The sequence below is a fragment of the Cutibacterium sp. genome (assembly GCF_030525615.1).
Classification (GTDB): domain Bacteria; phylum Actinomycetota; class Actinomycetes; order Propionibacteriales; family Propionibacteriaceae; genus Cutibacterium.
In genome coordinates this window covers 95543-118438 of the sequence record NZ_JAUNEJ010000003.1, presented here as the reverse complement: position 1 = coordinate 118438, position 22896 = coordinate 95543, and the positions used below count along the sequence as shown (strand labels likewise).

At 58.8% G+C, this 22896-nt stretch carries 18 protein-coding genes and 1 pseudogene; 11 read left to right on the top strand and 8 right to left on the bottom strand.

What is annotated here, in order from left to right:
* Positions 1-135: 135 nt before the first annotated feature.
* From Q4B98_RS06065 to Q4B98_RS06055, 3 genes are all read right to left on the bottom strand, one after another.
* Positions 136-1005 (bottom strand): carbohydrate ABC transporter permease, encoded by an 870-nt coding sequence (locus tag Q4B98_RS06065; RefSeq protein ID WP_303196230.1) that lies wholly within the window; start codon positions 1003-1005, stop codon positions 136-138.
* A 16-nt stretch (positions 1006-1021) separates the two neighbouring features.
* On the bottom strand, positions 1022-2062 hold the full coding sequence (locus Q4B98_RS06060; protein WP_303196229.1) for a carbohydrate ABC transporter permease: 1041 nt from the start codon (positions 2060-2062) through the stop codon (positions 1022-1024).
* Positions 2063-2214: 152 nt separating this feature from the next.
* The gene (locus tag Q4B98_RS06055; protein ID WP_303196228.1) at positions 2215-3555 is read right to left on the bottom strand and encodes a carbohydrate ABC transporter substrate-binding protein; all 1341 of its coding nucleotides are present in this window, start codon (positions 3553-3555) and stop codon (positions 2215-2217) included.
* Between the two features lie 332 nt (positions 3556-3887).
* On the opposite strand from Q4B98_RS06055, the pseudogene Q4B98_RS06050 reads away from it, so the two are divergent.
* From Q4B98_RS06050 to Q4B98_RS06030, 5 genes and pseudogenes are all read left to right on the top strand, one after another.
* Positions 3888-3977, top strand: a pseudogene (locus Q4B98_RS06050) (carbohydrate ABC transporter permease); the annotation flags it as partial.
* A 586-nt stretch (positions 3978-4563) separates the two neighbouring features.
* Positions 4564-5220: a response regulator transcription factor gene (locus tag Q4B98_RS06045; protein WP_303196227.1), complete on the top strand. Its 657-nt coding sequence runs from the start codon at positions 4564-4566 to the stop codon at positions 5218-5220.
* An 85-nt stretch (positions 5221-5305) separates the two neighbouring features.
* Positions 5306-6316 (top strand): ABC transporter ATP-binding protein, encoded by a 1011-nt coding sequence (locus tag Q4B98_RS06040; RefSeq protein WP_303196226.1) that lies wholly within the window; start codon positions 5306-5308, stop codon positions 6314-6316.
* Entirely contained in the window at positions 6316-8799 is a 2484-nt protein-coding gene (locus Q4B98_RS06035) for an ABC transporter permease (RefSeq protein WP_303196225.1), read from the top strand. The genes Q4B98_RS06040 and Q4B98_RS06035 overlap by 1 nt, the downstream gene beginning before the upstream one ends.
* 241 nt (positions 8800-9040) lie before the next feature.
* Entirely contained in the window at positions 9041-9709 is a 669-nt protein-coding gene (locus tag Q4B98_RS06030; protein ID WP_303196224.1) for a hypothetical protein, read from the top strand.
* A 99-nt stretch (positions 9710-9808) separates the two neighbouring features.
* On the opposite strand, the gene Q4B98_RS06025 is transcribed toward Q4B98_RS06030, so the two are convergent.
* Positions 9809-10219: a hypothetical protein gene (locus Q4B98_RS06025; RefSeq protein WP_303196223.1), complete on the bottom strand. Its 411-nt coding sequence runs from the start codon at positions 10217-10219 to the stop codon at positions 9809-9811.
* A 162-nt stretch (positions 10220-10381) separates the two neighbouring features.
* Between Q4B98_RS06025 and Q4B98_RS06020 the strand changes: the two genes are divergently transcribed.
* The 5 genes from Q4B98_RS06020 to Q4B98_RS06000 are packed head-to-tail and all read left to right on the top strand — an operon-like array spanning position 10382 to position 15972.
* Positions 10382-11389, top strand: coding sequence for a LacI family DNA-binding transcriptional regulator (locus Q4B98_RS06020; protein WP_303196222.1), 1008 nt, complete (start codon positions 10382-10384; stop codon positions 11387-11389).
* 25 nt (positions 11390-11414) lie between these two features.
* Positions 11415-12722: an ABC transporter substrate-binding protein gene (locus Q4B98_RS06015; RefSeq protein ID WP_303196221.1), complete on the top strand. Its 1308-nt coding sequence runs from the start codon at positions 11415-11417 to the stop codon at positions 12720-12722.
* A 5-nt stretch (positions 12723-12727) separates the two neighbouring features.
* Positions 12728-13621, top strand: a complete 894-nt coding sequence (locus Q4B98_RS06010) for a carbohydrate ABC transporter permease (protein ID WP_303196220.1) — start codon at positions 12728-12730, stop codon at positions 13619-13621.
* Complete coding sequence (locus Q4B98_RS06005; RefSeq protein WP_303196219.1) at positions 13618-14475, top strand: carbohydrate ABC transporter permease; 858 nt, start codon at positions 13618-13620, stop codon at positions 14473-14475. Before Q4B98_RS06010 ends, Q4B98_RS06005 begins: the two co-directional genes overlap by 4 nt.
* A gap of 18 nt (positions 14476-14493) precedes the next feature.
* On the top strand, positions 14494-15972 hold the full coding sequence (locus Q4B98_RS06000) for an arylsulfatase (protein ID WP_303196218.1): 1479 nt from the start codon (positions 14494-14496) through the stop codon (positions 15970-15972).
* Positions 15973-16084: 112 nt separating this feature from the next.
* Here Q4B98_RS06000 and Q4B98_RS05995 read toward each other — a convergent pair whose 3' ends face one another.
* Complete coding sequence (locus Q4B98_RS05995) at positions 16085-17794, bottom strand: formate--tetrahydrofolate ligase (protein ID WP_303196217.1); 1710 nt, start codon at positions 17792-17794, stop codon at positions 16085-16087.
* A 204-nt stretch (positions 17795-17998) separates the two neighbouring features.
* Between Q4B98_RS05995 and Q4B98_RS05990 the strand changes: the two genes are divergently transcribed.
* Positions 17999-19342: an MFS transporter gene (locus tag Q4B98_RS05990; protein WP_303196216.1), complete on the top strand. Its 1344-nt coding sequence runs from the start codon at positions 17999-18001 to the stop codon at positions 19340-19342.
* A 1-nt stretch (position 19343) separates the two neighbouring features.
* On the opposite strand, the gene Q4B98_RS05985 is transcribed toward Q4B98_RS05990, so the two are convergent.
* The 3 genes from Q4B98_RS05985 to Q4B98_RS05975 are packed head-to-tail and all read right to left on the bottom strand — an operon-like array spanning position 19344 to position 22896.
* Positions 19344-22130: a LysM peptidoglycan-binding domain-containing protein gene (locus tag Q4B98_RS05985; protein ID WP_303196215.1), complete on the bottom strand. Its 2787-nt coding sequence runs from the start codon at positions 22128-22130 to the stop codon at positions 19344-19346.
* Positions 22127-22564 carry a TadE/TadG family type IV pilus assembly protein gene (locus tag Q4B98_RS05980; RefSeq protein WP_303196214.1) on the bottom strand — a complete coding sequence of 146 codons (438 nt, stop codon included), beginning with the start codon at positions 22562-22564 and terminating at the stop codon, positions 22127-22129. The genes Q4B98_RS05985 and Q4B98_RS05980 overlap by 4 nt, the downstream gene beginning before the upstream one ends.
* The gene (locus Q4B98_RS05975; protein WP_303196213.1) at positions 22561-22896 is read right to left on the bottom strand and encodes a TadE/TadG family type IV pilus assembly protein; all 336 of its coding nucleotides are present in this window, start codon (positions 22894-22896) and stop codon (positions 22561-22563) included. Before Q4B98_RS05975 ends, Q4B98_RS05980 begins: the two co-directional genes overlap by 4 nt.

The following is a 22896-nucleotide window of genomic DNA, read 5'->3' as shown; positions in this document are numbered from 1 at the left end:
CATTTCACCGGTGAACGTCCACCCGAAAATGACGCAAAATAAACCCACTACGAAAAAGACGAGAATGTATACCTGTCGGGCCTTAGGGTGGTCCTTCGCGAAATTACTCATATCTCAATGTCCTCTCAAATTGAACTAACCCTTGAGGCCACCCAGGGTCATACCTTGAGTGAGCTTCTTTTGCACCAACATGTAGAGAACAAGCGTAGGTAGCATTACCAAGACTAAGCCAGCGTACAGATAGCCCCACTCGGCTTTGGCGTTCTGCGCCTGAGTAAGTTGAAGCAGTCCGACAGGAAGCGTCTTGGCTCCATGGGGATCGGTCAGCAACGTCATCGCAATGATGTACTCGTTCCAGAACGACAAGAAGTTGAACAAGATGATGGTGATGATAGCTGGTTTCGCCATGGGGAACATGATCTGCACCATGGTCCGGAAATAACCGGCACCATCAACGTATGCCGCTTCCTCGTACGCATGAGACAGGGTCTGGAAGTAACCGCTCAGCAGATAGATAGTGAACGGCAACGCGTTTGACGCGTACACCAATGCCAAAATAAACCGGTTATTGAGGAAGAACCCGTCTAATCCAAATGACGTCAGCCACGTATCTGCGTCGGCCAGCATCAAGAACAACGGAACGACAATGTAGTTGATGTTAATGAACAGGCCAGCCATGAACGCGACCTGAAGAATCCGCCTTCCAGCGAACTGGAAGCGAGAAATAACATACGAGGCAGGCAGCGCGATCACGAGCAGCAGTACCAGCGCCAGTGCGGTGACTATGACCGACGAGAACATGTAGTCACCCATACGGGCGTTTGTCCATGCCTCGACGAAGTTTCTAAAGTAGAAGCCTTCCGGGAGGGTCCACGGGTTCCCGTACAATTCCTTGTTCTGCTTAATGGATGCCAAGAACACCCACGCCACTGGAATAATGATCGAGATCGCGAGAAGAATTAGCGCCACATAGACGAAGATGCGGTAAATCTTGATACGTTTCATGTTGGACTCTATCGATTCAGAACTCGAGCACGTCGCGTTCGGTCACTTTATTTACCAAAGCAGCCAGGATGAACGAGAACAGGAACACCATGACACCAATCGCCATGCCGTAACCATAGGACGCATTCGTGTAGGCCTGAGTGTACATGTACGTCAGAACAACTTCAGACGCCCCGTTTGGTCCGCCACCGGTCATGGCTGTCACGAACAAGAAGGCCATGTTAATAGTCGAAATGATGAAGAACGTGAGCGTCGTCCGGATGTTCGTCCAAATCATCGGGATAGTGATCGTGAAGAACTGCTTAAAGTTTGATGCACCGTCTAGCGATGCACTTTCGTAAATGCTCTCTGGAACACTAGAGATCGACGCCATGTACATGACCATGTAATAACCAATGGCCTGCCACACCATGGCGATAATCAACGCCAAGATCACGAGCCGCTCGCTCTTCCACATGATCTGCACCGGTTCGCCCTTGAACAACGAAAGGATGGTGTTGAGAAGCCCGTTTTCGGGTTTGTAGATCGCGGAAAATATCGCGGACACGACAACGATGGATAAGATATTAGGAATATAGAAGATAACCCGGAAGAAGCTGTCGCCTTTTACCTTTTCCCGCGAAAGGATAGCGGCGAACACTAGCGCAAAAGCGAACGTAACAATTGTGACAACTACGAGTAGCAGAATCGTGTTCTGGAACGAACGCACAAAGTTTGGATCGTGGAACAGCTTCTGAAAGTTCGACAAACCGACGAATGTCTGCGTGTCTGAATACGCGGTGCGCTGGAAGAACGACATCCAGAACACTTTGATCGTCGGATACACCAGGACGATGAGAAACAGAATCGTGGCAGGAGCGACGCAGAGGGAAACGAACCACCTGCGTCTGGCGTGACCGTGACTCTTTCGGGTGCGATGCGGCGCGACATTCGAGGTCGGTGCCACTGATGATGATGTAGCTTGCTCCGTAACTGCGGCACGAGCGGGGGATGGATCATGATGTGAAGCCGGCTCATCCGGTGAACCCGATGTCGCCGCGTGAATGTCGTCCGTCATCAAATTTCCTTATGACATGAATAAATAAAAGTGACACGACCCGGGGGTGCTGAACACATAACGTATTGTCGAAATGCGTTCAACACCCCCATTGTCGTACATGCTTTACACCTGCGCGATCAGCAACTTCCGATCAGCAGATCAGGCATAATTCAGCTCTGCACATTCGGACGGATCTTATCACTGGCTTCCTTGATGCCTTTAACCCATTGTTCTTTAGTCATGTCGCCACTGACCAACGAGTTAATAGGCTCAAACCAGACAGCCTTCCAATCGAGTCCCTCAATCTGCTTGAACGAGGCCATATTTCCCATAGCGGCCTTAGCGCCATTCTCGTACACGCCGTAGACAGCCTTCTTGGACTCATCCATGTAGTTCTGGACGTTCTTGGTGGGCTGCATAGCGCCGACCTTGGCAAACGCCTCGGTAGCCTTGTCGCTGTACAGGAAGGCAATGAACTTCTTTGCCGCGTCCTGATTCTTGGCCTTTGCGGGGATCCAGGCCTGCTCGAAGAAGGTGTAGGCGTACTGCTGATCGCCGGCCTTCAGGGTGGGCAGCGGAATGTTAGCCCACTCGAAGCCCTTCGCGCGCGGTGCGTCAGCCATTTCTCCGACGACCCAGTCACCGTTCGGCATGAAGATGGCCTTATGGTCGAGAACAAGCTGCTGATTTGCGGTGAAGTTCTCTGAGTTGGCCTGCGATGGAGTCACCGGGTTGGTGTACTTGGCGATCTTTGCGATGATGTCAAACACCTGCTGCGCCTCTGGGGTGTCCCAGACGCCTTCTTCAAAGTGCGTGGCCTTGTCGAAGAATTCCTGGCCGCCAACGGTGTAGAGCAGACCATAGAAGAACGCGTCAAAGTAACCTGCCGTGGGGTAGGTGAACAGGTAGATGCCCTTGGCCTTGGCCTTATCGCCTAGAGCCCACATCTCATCCCAGGTCTTGGGTGCCTCCCAGCCATTCTCCTTGAGGAGGTTTGCGTCATAGTACAAACCGGTCGGAGTGTAGAACATCGGCGCAAGGTAGGTCTTACCGCCACCGTAAGGATCTGTCAGGGTGTTACCCGTGAAGCCCTCAACGAGCTTTGATTTCACTGTGACATCTTCGCCCGGAATCTTGGACGAAAATACATCCGTGATATCGGCAATTCCCTTGTCTTTGATGAAGGTTTCCGTAAGTCCGGCTTCACGCCCCTGGGCCAGATGAATGACGTCAGGGTAGTCATTTGCCTTCATCTTGGGTCCAATGACATCTTCAAGCTTCTTGTCCATGACAAGATCAACTTTGATGCCCGTCTCATCCGTGAAAGCCTTTGTCACCGCTTTCCAGCCATCTTGACCATAAGCAGTTTCAATCGCGGCAACCTCAATAGTGCCGGAAGCTTCCTTCTTCTCGTTACCAGCGCCGCCACCGCCGCCCGAACAAGCCGTCAATCCGACAACTGCCGCAATAACAGCAGCCGTCGCGCCAACTAGGCGCTTTCGCATACCCATGTGCTCCTCCTCTTTGAGACCAATTTAGTCACATACACAGTACAGAATTAGCCAGTGGTATACGAATCATTGGATTATCGATACCAGAGTACTGTCTTAGTTAGTTTACTGAAGACGAACCTCCGTGGCTATCTCAGCGACCATCATGTGGACGTGAGTGGCGTTGTTCACACCGTCCCACGCTCGCCTACACGATACTACCTCAATACGCTTATACACGCGGTTTTGCGTTCTAGTGGAGATACGGTCAAGAAAGCTGCGCGTTCGATACCGCCTATGAAACATATGCCTTATGGCTTGCCGCCAGGACGTCACCCGAGCCACATCCGACGGCGTCGTCGCTGATAGCCGTCGTTCCAGTGCTTGCCGTGGGCGCGAAACAGCTCATCGCCGGTATCTCAGAGGGGGCTGTCAAGAATTAAGATGCATCGGAGAAGAAACTCGACCACTTGCGGACATACGTCCGAACATACCGTGGGACCCGCGATCGTCCCGACATACGGTAGGTTCGCGCTGTGTTAAATCGTACGGATCTGTACGTGCCTACCGTGATAACGCTAGCTTTAAACGGCGCGTGGGCGCTTATGGGACTATGCGTGGGGGTGATCTGACGCGTCATCACCTCGAGAACAATTATCGGGGCCGGTACGACGTTGTTCCCTGCGTTCATTGTGTTCATCGTTGCGTTCGTGGCGGATCTACCCGGCCCATCTCTAGCCGTTGGCGAGATTGCCTGTGCCGTCACCGGCTTCCTGCTTTTTGTCCCACTGAACAGCGTCTGGAGCGCTTCGCCCAAGCCTGGTGCGGCGACCAGTACAATCCTGCGGACCCAGAGGTTGACAAGTTCATCCATGGCACGCCTTCTTCGAGTCTCAACTGACAAGTGGAGGACACCTGAATAATGGTCCGCCATGCCAACGATCGGGCATTGACCCCAAGCTGCCATACCCCTCGGTGGTACAGAACGTCATAGGGCCCTAGCATTACTGACAATGAGATGGAGGTGCCATGCCTGACCCGATCCGCGTCATCCTTGTTGACGACCAATCTCTGGTCCGTTCCGGGTTTCGTATGCTCATCGAAGCCGAGGATGACATGGAGGTCGTCGCGGAAGCGTCGAACGGAGTCCAGGCTCTCGATGTGCTGCGTCGAATGCCAGTTGACGTCGCTCTCATGGACATCCGGATGCCGCAGATGGACGGCGTCGAGGCCACGAGACGTATCACGGCATCTCCGCTGGACACGAAAGTACTGATTCTCACCACCTTCGACCTCGACGAGTATGTCTACGCCGCCCTCAAGGCCGGTGCCTCCGGATTCCTTCTCAAGGACGCCCGGCCCACCGAGTTGCTCAGCGCGATCCGCAATGTCGCTGCTGGTGACGCAGTCGTAGCCCCCTCTGCCACTCGACGCCTGCTGGATTACGTTGTCCCCACCCTGCCCAATGACCCGAAAGCCGCCGACAAGAGACTGTCAGTGCTGACGGACCGCGAGCGAGAGGTACTGGTGGAAATCGCCAAGGGGGCGACGAACGCCGAAATCGCCCAAACCCTTTACATGGCAGAGGGCACCGTGAAAACTCACATTGGTCGACTATTATCGAAACTGGAGTGCCGAGATCGCGTCGGGCTTGTGCTTTTTGCCCACGACGTCGGCCTCATCTGACATCAAAGACATCGAATACATCACATATATATATGTCACCCAAGGCGTGCAGGGGTGTCCATCCGCCGACGTCTCTTCGGGAACTATGAAAGGCATCATGAGCGACCAGAACCGACCCTACGAATCAAAAGAACCCTGGCGACACCACACGACCCCAGACGAGTCGGGGTTCTTCCAGCCGCCGCGACGCGCTGTTCCTTCGGAGTGGACCGATTCCTCGCCCCAAGAGCAGGGGCAACCGCCGAGTCAGCCGTGGGGACGGCCAGATCACAAACCGGCTCGTGCCGCCGAAGCCGTCCCGGCCGCACTCCCTTCCAGTACTGCCTCCGCAAGCCGTTCTGTGGCCCCCGGGCTGTTGAACACTCCCGTCGAAACGGACGCTGCCGCTGGTATCGACCTCACCAAGGTCTACGGCGACGGGGAGACCCGGGTCACTGCCTTGGATTCGGTCAACGTTCGTTTCACCCGTGGCACCTTCACCGCGATCATGGGGCCGTCCGGGTCTGGCAAGTCCACCCTCATGCACTGTCTGGCCGGTCTGGACCGAATCACCTCCGGTCGAGTATTCCTAGCTGGCCAGGAACTCTCGAACCTTCCCGACGCCAAACTGACGACCTTGCGTCGCGACAACGTAGGATTCATCTTCCAATCGTTCAACCTACTGCCAATGCTGACCGCCGAGGAGAACATCCTCCTGCCCCTCGACCTGGCCGGGCGCAAGCCCGACGCGGCCTTGTGGGACCAGCTCATCACCGGCCTGGGTATCGCTGATCGTCTCAAGCACCGTCCCTCCGAACTGTCGGGCGGTCAGCAGCAGCGCGTGGCCTGTGCTCGAGCCATGATTACCAAGCCGCACGTCGTCTTTGCCGATGAGCCCACTGGCGCCCTGGACTCCAAGTCGGGAGCGAATCTGCTGAGCTATCTGCGCCACTGCGTCGACGACCTGGGCCAGACGATCATCATGGTCACCCACGACGCCAAGGCAGCGTCCTATGCCGACCGGGTCCTCATGCTGCTTGATGGCCGTATCGTCGACGACATCACATCCCCCACCGCCGAAGCGGTCAACGAGGCGATGGCCGGATTGGAGGGCTGATGTTCAACGAGGCTCTCAGACAGCTGCGCCAACATCCCGGAAGGATGGCTGCAACCCTTATTGCCATCGCGGTGTCAATCGGGTTCCTGGTCGGTATCTCGATGTTCATTCGGACCCAGGGGATGGCTCTGGGTAAGGAACAGGCGGTTGCCACCTCGAAGGCCGACGTCGTGGTGTACGCCATCGCGGGCAACGCTGATCCCGAGGACATGACCCAGGCGATCCGCGACACCTCCGGGGTACAGAACGTCGACGTCGTTCAATCGACCACCGTGGCGGCTTCTCATGGCCGCGATTCCCTGATGATTAACATCCACAAGACCCCCGCTGAGCCGTTCCGGTGGTCTTCGGTGACTTCAGGTAACTGGCCGTCTGGCCCCGGTGAGATCGCGCTGTCCAAGGCGGCGGCTGAGAAACTCCACGTGGGCGTCGGCGACACCATCGACATCACCGGCCAGGACACCAAGGTGGTCGGAATCACCGATGATTCGGATTCCTTGCAGACCGCTCCGGGCTACAGCAGTGAGGACGTCACCCAGCTCCTTGATACCTGGGTCATCAAGGTCAAGGACGACACGACTCCCGAGCAGGTCGTCACCAATCTTGAAAAGACCCTGCCAACTGTCAAGAACGCCCCCGAGTTCAATACCGGCGAGGAGCATGGCTCAACGATCCTGACCGCAGCCGATCATCAGAAGAAGACCATCACCGATCTGGCTGAAGGGTTCGACGTCACCAAGTATCTGCTCATGGTTTTCGGGGCGATTGCTCTGCTGGTCGGTGCAATCATCATCACGACGACCTTCCTCATTCTGTTGGCCCAGCGGCGCCGTCAGATCGGTCTCATGCGAGCTGTCGGAGCGTCGAGCAGCCAGGTGAGGAGACGAGTTCTCGGTGAGGCAATCCTGCTCGGCGTTATCGGATCGGCCCTGGGTATTGTGCTCGGGATTGTGCTGACGGTCGCCGGTACTGCCTATACCGGAGCGTTGGCCTTCGGGCTGGAATGGCCATGGAAAGACCTCGTTGTTGAGTTCCTCATCGGCGTCATCATCACCATTCTGGCCGCTTTCCTGCCGGCACTTCGGGCGACTCGTGTTGCTCCCCTGGAGGCGCTGCGCCCGGTACCGACGGTGGAGCAGAAGCGTCAGATCGGTGTCGCGAGGACCATCATCTGTTCCGTGCTCGCGGTGATCGGAATCATCACCTCTGTCAAGGCAATCACTGGTGAAGGCGATGGGGTTATCGGCTGGGCCATCGTGTCGGCCATGTGCCTGTCTTTGGCCGTCCTCATCGCTGCGCCGTTGTATGTGCCTTGGCTCATCAAGGGGTTTGGATTTCTGTTGCGTCCGCTGGGGCCGACGGCGCGGCTGTCGACCTCCAATGCCACGCGCAATCCGACCCGTACCTCTCTGACAGCGGTGGCCCTCATGCTGGCAATCGGACTGTCGGTGACCCTGCAGGTTGGTATCTCCACGACGCGCACGACGGTCATGGATCAGATCAACAAATACTTCCCGATCGACATTACCTTCACGAACGTTCCCGACATTGACCCCAATACTCAGCAGCCAGTGGCAGGGGCCTTAGACCCGTCAGCCGCCAAGGCCGTGCATGACCTGCCGAACGTCCGGGACTCTGTGATTCTCGAGGGCGGATTCGTCAAGACTGGCGTCTCTGACCAAACCCAGGTCATTTCGGCGGATAAGGATGAGATTGCCAAGGTTGCGCCCTCGGTTGCTCAGGAAATGGAGTCCGGGGTTGCCTTGATGACCTCTATGGGTGGCACCACGCCCACGACGATGGACTTCCCGTCCGGCAACGGAAAGGTGACTCTCAAAGTTAAGGAGGTCAATGGGCTTCCCTACAAGAGCATCTTGGTGAGCGGGGAAGACCTGAACCGGATCATTCCTTCCGTGGACGACCAGGCGATCTGGATTCACCTTGAAGACCGCAGCAATCTAGCTTCGGTGCTGACGGCGATGATGTCGTCGATGGATGCAGTCTCCGCTTCACAGCACACAAACATTGATGGCGGTGCCCTCATCGGCGGAATTATCGAGCTGATTCTCAAGGCCTTGCTCATCGTCATGACGGCTCTGTTGGGCGTCGCCGTCCTCATCGCCCTCATCGGTGTGGCCAACACCTTGAGTTTGTCAGTGCTGGAGAGACGCCGCGAGTCGGCGCTGCTGAGAGCCATGGGCATGCAGCGGCGTGGGCTACGACTCATGCTGCTCTACGAGTCGATCCAGGTCGGCATGGTCGGTGTCATCGTCGGCATGGTGGCCGGGTTCTACTTCGCCTGGTTGGGTATTCGGTCGGTATTCCGGGCGGCCTCGCAGGAGATTTCAGTGCGCTTTTCAATCGACTGGCCATGGACCCTCGGCCTCATCGCGATCTGCTTAGTGGCGTCGTGTCTTGCCTCGGTTCTTCCGGGCCGGCGCGCAGCCGTCGCCGCACCCACTGAAGCACTAGCCGACGAGTGAGGGGTTCCATCTCACGATCTTCGTGACGGGGTTCCATCTCACGATCTTCGTGAATAGGACCGGCCGTGACCTGTTTGGGCGCGGCCGGTCGTCGTGTTGGGGATGGGCCACCGGACAACACTCGGGTCGATACGGACAACACTCGGGTCGATACGGACAACACCTTTCCCGCGCCAGACAACACCGTGGGCAACGTCGCCTCGATGGACTTGGGGCACCGCCAATCCTGAAAGGTGCTGCCATGACAACGATCCGTAGCCGTCTGAATTCCCATTGGGTCCAGCTGTGTACCCATTCACGAGCCACCTGGCACGCCAGTCTCATCTGCGCTGGGTGCCAGCCCGAGGAGCTTCCCACGACACTGCGTGACGACGACGCCGCTGCCGTCCGCGCCCTCATCGCTGCTCGCAGTGGTGCTGACCACATATCGGAGTTCGCCGGAATGGCGTTACTTCAGGCTGTTCTGCCAGCCCTTACCGTCATGGCGAGTAAGGATCGGCGGGCATCTCTGGACGACTACGTTAGTCAGGCGTGGCTGGTTATCGTCAGTTTCCCCCTGACCCGCAGCCACAAGGTGTGTATGAATATGGCTTTGGAGTGCCTGCACGTCATCTCAGCGAAACGACGCAGCGCAAGCAAGGAAACCCCGGTTAAGACCGTGGAGATCAGTGCGCCAGAGATGACGGAGAGTCCCGGTCAGATGGCGTCGGGATTGCTCACCGCAGCCGAGGAGTTGGGAATCATCACCTCCACCAGTGCTCCGGTGCTGCGCAGTGTGTGGGTGGACGCCCTGGATTCCGCCTCTGCGGCGCGCCGCCACCACACCAGTCCAGAGGCGGTGCGAGCCCAATGCTCACGAGCGAGTCGGGCCATGCGGACCCATCGTGCTGAGCTGCTCGCCGCAGCATGAGAGGCGGTTAGCCGCAGCGGGGTTTGCGCTGCCAGGAGTGGTTCGAATCATCTGCGCAACCCTCGCAGCGACCCGCCCCCGGACGCCAACATTCCTCCCTCAGTCGGCCAGCAGTCGACCCAGAAAATCCTTGAGATCACCAGTTTCGCCGTCGCGTCCGCCACGTCCGATATGCATGGGAGGCAACGATGGTTCCAACGTGACCCCACGTATCCGCTCCCGAAATCCGCCCGGGACGACGAGCTGGTAGTACTCCCCGTTCTCGCCGATGGCCAGGGAATGCTTGACGTTGAGGTACCAGCCTCGTTTATCGGTTCGCGCCTCATGGCCATCCATGAGCCGGGCACGCAGCGGTTCTGGGGTCATGCCCTTGGACCGGGCGGCGGCAAGGAAGTCGTCGATAAGCCGCTGGGCGCGGGCAGCTTCCTGACGTCGCTCCCCTTCCTCAAGGTCAATGCGGCGTTTGGCGTCCTGGGCACGTTTGCTGGTCACGGGACGAGGGTACGACATACCAGTCAAATGGCCGGTATCCCCCTGAACACCTTGGTTACAGTGTTTACTTTTTCACATTTGGTCAAACGTTTGATTCAAACGATTGACCAACACCTTTTACCCTCTCTACTCTGAGTCTTGGACACATAGTGGTGACCGATTATTTGCAGGAGACATCCCATGGGATCACATATCGGACTCGTTGACGTAGCCGCCCGTGCCGGGGTCTCGGTGTCGACGGCCTCATACGTGTTGTCAGACAGTCGTCACTCCGAGGGATTCACCCCGGAAACTCAAGAACGGGTCCGAAGAGCCGCCCGCGAGCTGGGGTACGTGCGGAATCGTGCTGCGAGCTCACTGCGACTGGGCAAAACCCGCACGGTGGCCTTATTCCATGACGCCCCGTTGAACCGCTACGTCGAACGTTTCCAACTTCGGGCATCGCAAAGGTTGTCCGAACACGATTACCAGCTCGTCACCGTAGCGATCGTCAATGGTGACATCAGTCCCATCAACAAGCTCATCAGGGCGCGTGCGTGTGATGCCGCGATCGTTGCCGTCTCACGCCCGGGCATCTCCCGGGTCATCGAGGCCCAACCCGAAGCGTTGGTACCAACTCTCCTCATCGGTAGTGAACCCGGTGCCAAAGGATACGATCACGTCATCATCGATGAGCGCGACGGTGTGTCGTGCGCCATGACTGCTCTCGCGGACGCTCGCAGGACCTCCATTGCCTTCGCCGGCCAGGACCGCACACGCGAAGAGTGCGAACGTGATCCCCGCTGGCAGATGTACCGGGACTTCCAGACAAGCCATGGACGTGTTCCTCAGCTGCTCTTTACGTCCAGCGCCTTCGTAGGAGACGTCTTCCGCGCCGCAGTTCAGGCATTTCAAACCTCCAGTCCTCTTCCCGAGGCCGTCTATTGCGCTTCAGACCGCACTGCGATCGGCCTCATACTTGCGGCTCAATCTCTCAACATCGAGGTCCCCAAAGACATCGCCGTCATCGGCACTGGGAATTCCACCGAAGCGACACAGATGGATCCCTCTTTGAGCTCGCTGGGCCTTGATGTCTCAGAAATTGACGACATCATGCGCCATTTCTGGCACCGAATCGAAGGGACTGCTGACGCCAGCCAGGTTTCTGTCCCCTGGAAGCTGTTTTCTCGAGGAAGCACCTCGAACTAAGAATCACCTCACGAAAGAGACTGCAATGTTGCACGCTCCCCTGTCCCGCCGATCCCTTCTCGCCGGAGCTGTTGCCTTCGGCTCAACCGCCGTAGTCGGCAACCTCACTGGGTGCTCCCCCTCCGCAGGAGTCGGCTCGTCTGACGATTCCTCCTCGCACTCAGGTGAGCGAACCGGCAAGGAAATCTTGTTCTACCTGTCTGCCGGCCATGATTATCCGCCATACAAGCGAGTAATTTCTAAGTTTGAAAAAGATCACAACGTAAAAGTCACCATCCAGACGTTCCAGTGGTCTGATCTACAGCAGAAGCTCACCGCTGATTTCCTCTCCGGTACCACCCCGGACATCACCGAGGAGCCAGGCACATTCTGGGCGACCCGATTCGGCAACGACGGCAACATCATGGCCCTCGATGACTACATCAAGAAAGAGGAGGGATTCTTGGATGACTTCGTTCCTGCTGGCCTCGACGTCCGGCAAGCCGACGGGAAGACCTACGCCATCCCGATGCATCTGACTATGGGCGGACTGGTCTTCGCCAATTCGGAAATGCTTGCCAAGGCCAAAGTGAAGATGCCCACCACCTGGGAGGAGTTCCTGGAAGCCGCCAAACGCATCCAGGCCACGGGCGTCGAATACGGGTGCGCCCTCAACAACGACAGTTCCTACGGTACGCCGTGGCTGCTGGAAAACGGAGTCACCTACACAATGGACAAGTCAACGCCGATGCAACCTGTTGACGCCGCCGTTGAAGCCCTCACATTCCAGCGCGACCTCATCTACAAGCACAAGGTTTCCCCGGCACCGGTGGCATCCAGCGAGTACTCAGGTTCTCGCAAGCTCTTCACATCCAAGAGGTGCGGCCTCATCCTCACAGGCCCGTGGGACATATCAGCCGTCCGTACTGAAGACAAGAACTTCCCACTGACAATTGGTTCTCCTCTCAAACACAAGGAGCAGAAGACCACCATTGCCGGCTCTGGCCTCATGATCCCCACCAAGAGCCAAAACGCCGATCTGTGCTGGGAACTTATCAAGGTTCTCACTGCTGCTGAGGTACAAGAGCAGGTGACGAAGGAAGCCGCCATGCCATGTTCTCGCAACTCGTGGGCAGAATCCGACATCGTGAAGAATGACCCCAACATGAGCGTTGTCGCTGCTGCTCGAAATATCGGCGTTGCTGCAGACCGGCCCTACTGGTCGAACAAGAACATGGCCAAGATTGCTGACGCCGGCAAGGTCATGTACGAAAACGTTATCTTGTCCAATAAGGATCCCCAATCGGAGGTCGCCACCTACAACAAGACGGTGGGAAATCTTCTCAGTAGGTGAATCTAATGAAAGGGACATCTTTGCAGCCACGTGGGCGCAAGCTCTCCTGGCGTCGCTATCGGACAGCGTATCTGTTCATAGCGCCTGCTTTGATATATTTCACGTTGTTCTTTTTCCTGCCCATCATCGACGAGTTCAGGCTGTCCTTCACGACGGGTTTCACCAAACTGACGCCAGTGGGCGGAAAGAACTACGTAGACATCATCCGCGACGCTGACGTGTGGCATTCCTTTGGGATCACGGTCATCTACGCTTTCTCCTGTCTCATTCTGTCCTCGATTATCGGCCTCCTCCTGGCTCTGATTCTCAATCAAAATTTCAAGGGCCGTACCATCGCGAGGACAGCAATTCTGACACCTTACATGACCTCGGTCGCCATCATTGGCTTGATGTGGAGGAACATCTTGGACTCAAACACTGGTGTCCTGAATGCCATCCTCGGTAGTCTCGGACTACCGCAGCAAAACTGGCTGACGACCGCACCATTGGCCACCCTCGTCTGCATCGCAGTATGGCAAGAGTCTGGCTACTCCATGTTGCTTTTCTTAGCTGGCCTTCAGTCGATTGACCCCCAGCTTTACGAGGCTGCAAGAATTGACGGCGCTTCCGTTTCAAAACAGTTCTGGAAAATCACTCTTCCAATGCTGGCACCGACGACGCTATTTGTTGTTCTCGTTGGAATGATCGGTTCACTCCAGCAATTCGGATTGCCATACATCGTCACTAATGGCGGACCGGGAAATGAGACATCTCTATACGTGTATCAGGTCTATCGCGAGACCTTCACCAGCGGAAACCTGGGATATGCGTCTGCTATGTCTTTCCTGCTGCTCGTTGTCATCATCGCTCTCTCGATGGTTCAGCTGCGGGTAGGGAGAAAGAAGGAGGCAATCCTGTGAGCACGACATCAGCCCAAGCTAGACACCGATCCGAGCAACTCTTCCCCGGGGCGAGAGTTATCTCGCTCATTCTCGTGTGGATTGCAGCACTCATCGCGATAGCCCCACTCGTGTACATGGTGAGCCTGGCTTTCCAGTCAGACTCGGAGGCGACCGGAGGAAGACCGGTTATCATCCCATCTTCGTGGCAATGGGTTAACATCACTCGCCTCTTTGATGCTGCCCCATTCGGCAGGTTCTTCTTCAACTCAATCCTCGTCGCCGGCCTCATCACCCTGTCACACCTCATCTTCGCGCCATTGGTCGGCTATGCCTTCGCGAAATTTCAGTTCCCTGGCAAGAACGTTCTCTTTGTTCTCATTTTGTCGACGATGATGATTCCGTTCTTTGTTCGAATGATCCCGCTATACGTCAAATTCAGTCAGATTGGATGGTTAGACACCTACCAAGGTCTCGTCACGCCCTTCTTGATGAGCGCATTCTCGATCTTTCTCATGCGCCAGTCCATGTCAGGCATTCCAGACTCCCTCGTTGAAGCAGCCCGAGTCGACGGCGCCGGAGAACTCCGTATCTATCGGTCGATCGTGCTGCCCCAGAACAAGCCGTCTCTGATGGTGTTGGGACTGTTCACATTCGTCTTCCAGATGAACGAGTTCCTCTGGCCTCTGATCGCCACCCAGTCTGAAGCCATGCGAACCATCACCATTGGGCTGTCGTCTTTCAACCGCGAGAGTTTCACGTTGTGGAACCTGACGGCCATGGGTTCCCTCATGCTGTTCGTCCCGGTGTGTGCCCTCTTCGTGGCAACCCAGCGTTACATCGTGCAGGGCATCACGATGACCGGAATTAAGTGAGAATAAGCTAGGCACATCATGAACAACCACCACAGACAATCACCGGCTGACCGCCCCAATGTCGTCCTCATCTGTACCGACCAGTGGCGGGGTGACTGCCTATCTGGTCAGGGCCACCCCGACGTCGAAACGCCCTACCTCGACCAACTCGCCACTCAGGGAGCTGTCGTGGAGCGGGCCTACTCAGCCACCCCGACGTGTGTCCCGGCCCGGATGGCCCTCATGACGGGGCTTTCGGCTGGGTCCCATCGTCGAGTCGGTTACCAGGACGGTGTCCCCTTCGACATCGAAGACACCCTGCCCTCGGCCTTCTCGCAAGCCGGATACCAGACTCGCGCTATCGGGAAAATGCACTACTGGCCCGAGCGCAATCGCATTGGATTCGATGAGGTTGAGCTCCACGACGGGTACCTGCACTATTCCCGCAAGCGTCATCGTGACCCCGCCTGCTACGACGACTACCTGGTGTGGCTGCGCGACCAGACCGGCACAGCCAGTGACGAGGACTACATCGACGATGGTGTCGAGTGCAATTCCATGGTGGCCCGCCCCTGGGACAAGGCCGAACGGCTGCACCCGACGAACTGGGCCGTCAGCCAGGCAACCCGGTGGCTCTACCGCCGCGACCCCACGACTCCATTCTTCCTCTACCTGTCCTTCCACCGTCCCCACGCCCCCTACGATCCGCCGCAGTGGGCGTTCGACCGCTACAACGGTGCTCCGCTGCGACCACCGTCGGTCGGAGACTGGTCGGACACCTTCAACACCTGGCGCAACGACGCCGATCCGACGAGCCTGGTCGCTCAGTACCGCCCCCGCGACATCGCCCGAGCCATGGCCGGTTACTACGGCAATATGACCCACATCGACGCCCAGATCAGTCGGCTGCGCCAGGTTCTGGGCGAGTTCGGGGTGGCTGACAACACCTACATAGCCTTCATCTCCGACCACGGAGACATGATGGGAGACCATCATCTGTGGCGAAAGGGCTACCCCTACGAGGGGTCGACCCATATCCCGTTCCTGCTAGCAGGGCCGGGTATCACCCCTGGTACCAAGGTCGACGAGCTGGTTGAGCTCCGTGACGTCATGCCCACCTTGCTCGATTGCGCGGGAGTGGACATCCCAGACAGTGTTGAGGGACGCTCGATCCTGCCGCTGCTGCGCAACGAGTCGTCGTGGCGCACCCACCTTCACGGCGAGCATTTCCTGCTCAACCAGTCGCTGCAGTGGATTTGGTGGGACAACTACCAGTACATCTGGATGTCCGGGTCCGGCAAGGAGCAACTCTTCGACCTCAAAGCGGACCCGCGCCAGCTCCACGACCTGTCCGACGATCCCAGCCATGCCCATCAGCTCGACCACGGTCGCCGTCTTCTCATTGCCGAACTCACTGGCCGGGAAGAGGGGTTCGTCCATGACGGCTCCCTCGTAACCGGACGTCCCGTGGGTTGTGTGCTGGAACATCCCACTCCCCCACCTGCCGAGGGACGCTGATTCCCCAGCACGACAACACTTCCCCGACGACACTTCCTTCAACATGACATCGGGGCTGCGGAATGATGTCCTCAGCCCCGCCTATCGGCGTCGATCAGAACAGCCCGGTCGATCAGAACAGCCCGACCGTCTCGCCGTTGTCGTCAATGTCAATACGCTCGGCAGCTGGATGACGGCCCAAACCCGGCATGGTGCGCATATCACCACAGATCGCGTAGATGTACCCCGCGCCCACAGCGGCCCTGACCTCGCGGACGGGCAGCCGCCACCCGGTCGGTGCCCCCTTGAGGGACGGATCGTGGGACAGGGACAGGTGGGTCTTGGCGATGACGACCGGGAAGTTTCCGTAGCCGAGGTCCTCGAAGTGGGCCAGTTCCTTGGCAGCTGCCGTGGAAACGTCAACCCCGTCAGCCCCATAGACCTTGGTGGCCACCTTGGCGAGCTTGTCGGTCAGGCAGTCCTCGAGATCGTAGGTGTAGTGGAAGTCGGTGTCCTGCTCACACGCCGCGACGACTGCGCGAGCCAGATCAACGGCACCTTCGCCGCCATCGACCACGTGGGTCGAAGCAGCAAAGTGGGCACCAGCACCCTCAGCAACCGCGCGAACAGCGTCGATCTCGTCGGGATGATCGCTCGGAAAGACGTTGAGGGCCACCACCGGAGAGACGCCGAAATCGCGGACGATCTGAATGTGTTTGCGCAGGTTCGCGGCACCAGCGAGAACGTCGTCGGGATTGTCCTCGAGCATGGCCGGGGGTAGCGGTTTTCCGGGAACGACCTTGTAGCGGCCGGCATGGGTCTTGAGGGAACGCACGGTGGCAACAAGAACGGCGGCGTCCGGACGCATTCCTCCAACTCGGCACTTGATGTTGAAGAACCGCTCAGCCCCCATGTCCGCACCGAACCCGGCCTCCGTCAGAAGATAATCACCACATCCGATACCAACGCGGTCGGCGATCACCGACGAGTTCCCCGTGGCGATATTGCCGAAAGGCCCAGCATGGACAAGTACCGGACTGTTTTCGGTGGTCTGCAACAGATTCGGCTTGATGGCGTCCTTGAGGATGACGGCCATTGATCCGGCAGCATGAAGGTCTTCGGCGGTCACCGGCTCTTTGGAGCGGGTGTATCCGATGACAATGCGGCCCAATCTGGCGCGCAGGTCCGACAACGAGGTAGCCAGTGCCACAATGACGCCGACCTCGCTGGCTGCGGTGATGTCAAACCCGCTCTGGCGAGGTACACCGTCAATCCGCGATCCCAGACCAACGACGACATTGCGCAAGGCACGATCATTGATGTCGACCACGCGACGCCACGAGATTGAGTGCGGCTCGATGTCGAGATCATTGCCGTGGTGCAGATGGTTGTCGATCATGGCAGCCAGCAAGTTGTGGGCCGCGCCAATGGCGTGAAAATCACCGGTCAGGTGCAAATTGAGCTTCTCCATGGGCAGCACCTGGGAATACCCGGCACCAGCGGCACCACCCTTGATACCAAAGGTCGGACCCATCGAGGGCTGACGCAAAGCCAACACAGTGCGCTTGCCGATTCTTTCCAGCCCCTGGGCCAGACCCACAGCGGTGGTCGTCTTACCCTCGCCAAGAGGGGTAGGGGTGATAGCCGTGACGACGACGTATTTGCCGCGCGGGTGATCTTTGTTGTCCTTGATGAACTCAAGATCAACCTTGGCGACATCACGCCCGTAGTGCTCGAGGTACTTCTCGTCGATACCGGCTCGGGCCGCCACCTTTTCAATGGGGTCAAGGTGGGCCTCACGAGCAATGTCCAGATCCGACTTCATTGTCATAGCTCCAATCATCGCGCGCTGTCAGGTCATCGGAACGTTCTTATGGACAACCACTCTATGGCACCACTACCTACCGGCCGCCATGCCCTGGCGCCGAAACACTCGGCGAGCGATCATGGTCCAGATTCTCCTTACGGTCACAGGCAGCAATGTGCATTCAGGTCTGCGTCAAACGACCCTCTAGGATCGAGACAGGCCGGCCCTGAAGGAGACCATGTGTTCTGGCAGAACCTGCGCCACTTGTGGCGACACCACGACTTCCGAAAGATTCTCGGAGTCCGCGTAGCCACCCAGGCGGCTGACGGCACCCTACAAGTCGGGATGGCCTCCTATGTTCTGCTTTCCCCTGAACAGCAGCCCGACGCCTGGTCGATCGCGATGGTGCTGGCCATCACCTTGCTGCCTTTCAGCATCATCGGACCCTTTGTTTCTGTCGTCCTCGACCGATGGTCACGCCAGCGAATCCTTGTCTACACCGACGGTCTGCGCTGCCTCATCGCGATCGGGCTGGGAATACTGGTCTGGGATGGTGCCCGCGACAGACCCTCCCACCTAGCCCTACTCATCGGGTTACTCATCGCGATGAGCCTCAACCGGTTCCTGTTGACCGCCTTGGTGGCCGGGCTGGAGTACACCATCGACAAACGCGACTACCTGACGGCGTCGTCGATCATGCCGACAATCGGCCCGCTGGGACTCATGATCGGCGCCGTCGTCGCAGCGGCCGTCCGCATGATTGCGGGGCGCTACATGCCGGTTCACCACGCCGACACCATCATCTTCTGCATCTCGGCAGTGCTCTTCGCGATCTCGGTGGCACTCGGTCTGCAGTTCTCACGACGGGAACTCGGGCCGCCGCTGGTAGACCGCTCCCGAACGATACGTGCCGTCGCCGGAGAGATCGTGGACGGATTCCGATACCTGGGCAAAGTACCCCTGGTCGGCCACGCCTTGACACTCATCGGTGCCCAGCGGGCACTGTTCGGGGTGTACTCGGTGGCGATGATCCTCGGTTACCGAAACCGTTTCCATGTGCAATCCGACATCAACGGGGCCATGGCTGACATGACGGTGTGGGCGGTCGCGATGGGGGCCGGCTTCGTCTTGTCAGCCGGATTCATGCCGATATTGGTACACGGGTTCGGCATGAGGAAAGCCCTCATCAGCTTGCTGGTCGGCACCGCCGTCATCCAGGCTTTCCCGGGTGCGATCGCGAACCGTTGGGGTCTGCTGGTCGCCGGCTTTTTCATCGGTCTGTTCGCCCAATCCCTCAAGGCCGGAGCCGACACCATATGCCAAGCCCACATCTCTGACGGTTACAAAGGCCGGGTCTTCATCGCCTATGACATGGTTTACAACGCCTTATTCGTAGCTGGATCTGCCCTGGCAGCCTTGGTACTGCCGGTGCATGGATTATCTGGGCCGCACATGATCGGCCTGGCACTGGCCTATCTGGTGGTGGCCGGGGTCTTCACCCTAGCCACCCGCGCACATGGAGACGACGTTTTCGACAAGGGCAGCGCCATGGGAGGCCTCTCCACCCGCAACCCGGAACAGTAACTCACACCACCCGGGCCCGTACATGGCCTTCCATCACCTCCTGCAGTACCGAAATCGTCTCCTCTGACAGATCGACGCCGAGTCGGCGAGCTTGCCGGGACAACACATACACCAGCCGTTCGACCTCGCCGCGATCGTCGAGTTCGTCGGCAAGTTTGATCCGCGCCACCAACAGCACCTCGTCCTCAGGGCAAGCGACCGTGGCACGCGCCAACGCCCGAGCGGCCAGGTCAAAGTCCCGAGCGTCCATGGCACGACGGGCAACTTCCACGCCGATGTCGCGAATCATCTGAATCATGTCGATACGCCACTCCTCAGCCCAGTGCCACTGACCGGGAGCGGCATCAGCCAACGGGGCACCTCGAACCAGATCCAAGGCCGACATGAGGTTGGCTAGCGGAGCCGTCGCAATTCCTCCGGCGACGAGGAGTTCAAGCCGCTCCCAGTCGCTGCTGACGACCTCTGCCAGACGCAGGGAACCGTCGTAGCCCTCGGGCAGGTACGGCTGGCCGTCGTCGTCGGTTCCCAACCAGCGCCGCAGTCGGGAAACATTGGATCGTCGCGTCGGCTCAGCAACCATGAGTGCATCAGCCATCTGAACCGACCGTGCCCCGGGATGACACAGCAGCCAGGCACAGTATTCAAGGCACTGCCGCCGCGCCTTGGTAGGAGGGTTTCCTCGAGCTCCCACCAAATCGACCGGGCCGAGCAGACGCAGGACAGGAAAGGGCACCTGACCGGCGGGGACGGGCAACCGGGCGACATCACTGGGAGCAGTTGGCGTGAGCACGTATTCCTCCTCGACGGTCGTGTGGGTATCACTGGAGACGGTGCAGGTCTCGGCCATCACCGTCGGAGGGCTGGACATATCCTCCCCTCGCCGGGGCTCCCACCAACCGGCGGCCTCGGTGTCGCTTCTGGCGGTGGTTTCAAGCAGCTCGACGACAGCGCGACGCATGGGCGTGGTGACGATCTGGGGTGTGAAAGCCTGGCCGTCCACTTCGGCATGATGAGAATCGGTGACGACGACACTGCAACCACGTTTACTTGGCATGACGACGACAATTCCGGCTGCGGCCAGGGACGACGGATTTGGAAGGTCGAGCGGCTGGGAGGACAGCACGACCCTGGTGATGGATGGGTGCCGGGAAATATCAGCCAGACCGGACAATCCTTCCACAACTTCGTCGGCATCGGCGCATTGCACGTCGTCACTTCCGGCCCGTGAGAGCCAGGCAAGGTCGTCGCCGACTGCAACAATGTCGATTCCGCCAGACCATGGTGCTGCAACAAGGGACAAGCTGATCGAAGCCACCACTGCGCTGGCCACCTCGGCGTCGGCGTCAATCCCCAGCAGGCCACCGGTATCGGCGAGGTCCAGCAACATTGGTGTGCGTGGATCGATGGTCCCCAACACGACGGTTGTGGGCGTCATGGAGTCGGCATTGTCGTCGCCGCATGTCCTTTGATCGGCTGCGGTGTCGAGTATGTGTTTGGCTCGACGGGGCGCTCCTGACACGGCGGGAATCCGGCGGCCCAGGGGTCGGATGAAAAGCTGCTGCTGGCGTCGAGACGCGAGCGTGCCCGCAATACCCCCGGCCAGGAACAGGCTCAGGCCAGCCAACCCAGTACGAAGGATTTCAGCAGGGTCCTGACCACTCGCGGCAGAGGCCATCACTTGCTCCGGTTGTGAGATCGAATGCGGTTCACTGCCAGACTCGCCGCGGTCGAGGGCCGTGTCACCGGCCTCGAGGGCCGCCTCATCGTGCTCCCCCAGCTCGTCTACGGCAGCTTTGATGGGTGCTGGCGACGAGGCGGCGTATCTCGACTGTGCTTGCGTGGTCCGTGCTTGTTTTGACCTTGGTTGTGCGGGCGCTGATTGCTTTGACTCTGCTTGTTTAGGCTCTGCTTGTGTAGCCTGTGAACCTGGCACGATGAGCTTCCAGCCAGGTTCGATGTGTCCGGGATCGGCGATGATTCCCTCATTGGCGTGCCAGAGACTCGGCCATGCTGAAGCATCACCGAGCCACTCTCGGGCAAGCCCGCTGAGGGTGTCCCCCTCTTTCACGGTGACAGTGTGGACGTCACGGCTGTCAGCGCTCGGGGCCAGCTGGTCGAGTTCGTCGGCGTCGAGGGGCCGACCGGCACCCGTATGCCCGGTGGGGACTCTCATGGTGACCCTCGGTAGGGCAAGCTCCTGACCGGCGGTTAGGTGATCGACGTCGATCCCGGGATTGGCGGCCACGATACGCCGCCAGGACGTGCCGTCGCCGTACCAGGTTTCGGCTATCTTCCACAGGTCGTCATGGGGGCCGACGGTGACCGTCATGACTTTTTCGTCAACCTCGGCGGATTCCGTGGCCGTCTGCACGTCTTCGGCAGGCTGGGGTGCCGCGCTGGCCGCAGCCACGATCGGCACCGCAGCAGGAGGGACGGTTGAGCGCGTCAAAGGGGACAGCACCGTCAAACTCGCGACCAGGAGTCCTGCGGCAATGCCCTGAACCGTGGTAAGTCCGGGAAGCTTGACGTGATGACGCTGACTGGTCGCCAACCCGACGGCCTCGGCAATCACACATACCGTGAAAACTGTCCATGCCAGCCAGCCGACGATGGTGGCAATTCCCAGAAAGATCGTCCCGTCATCAGGTGTGAGCCACCTTGATGGCCGCAGCATGGTGGCGGCGTCGAAGCGTCCCCAGGCCACCAGGGCGGCCGGGGAACCTGCGACAAGGACAATGAGGGCCATGAAAGCCGCGAGTCCGCGCAGTCGGGCGGCAAGAATCTTCATGTGTGTCGCTCCCGATGACTGTCGACGGTGGACCGTGCCGTCGACTCGACGTGAACAGCTCCCGGCATTCCCGGAACCAGAAGGTCAGAGAGCCTGACGGTGCACCTCACCCGAACCGAGGTGAATCCGGTGGACCCGACGGGCCGGGTAAGAGCCGATGAATCGATGGTGATGACGGAATCACTGCACCGCGTACCGGAAAGCTCGGCTTGTGCGACGCGCTGACCCACCGCATTGCCCTGGCTGACTGTCGGGGCGAGAGACCCGGCGCGAGCGGCTACTTCCGCCGCTGACTGGGCATCGGCCCGCACTTCAGACAGCCGCCAACCCCCGGCCGTGACTGCGGCGATCATGAGCGCAGCGGGCAAGATGAGCGCGGCCTCGACGGCGACCGCACCGCGCTGGGCTCCCCGCAGCTGAGCAGGTCGAATCATGTTTCCTCCTCGACAGCGACGGCGTGACCTTTGACCGGCACGACGGCACCAAACACGGTCGCCGCCTTGCCCTCGACATCCACACGCACCAGGGAATCCGTGCGCGATACCCGTACCGTGACACCGACCAATGGAGAGTTTTGAACCATGTCACGGGCGACATTGTGAGCCTCACCGGGGTGGGAACCACGTAGGGCTTGCACGCGAACCGCTGCCCGGGCCGCCTCGGTGGCTGTGGCCCGGGCCTGCAGCACGACTGCTGTCTGGACGACCCCGACCACGACAAGCAGAACCACCGGCCAAACCAGCGACCACTGCACAGATTCTGACAC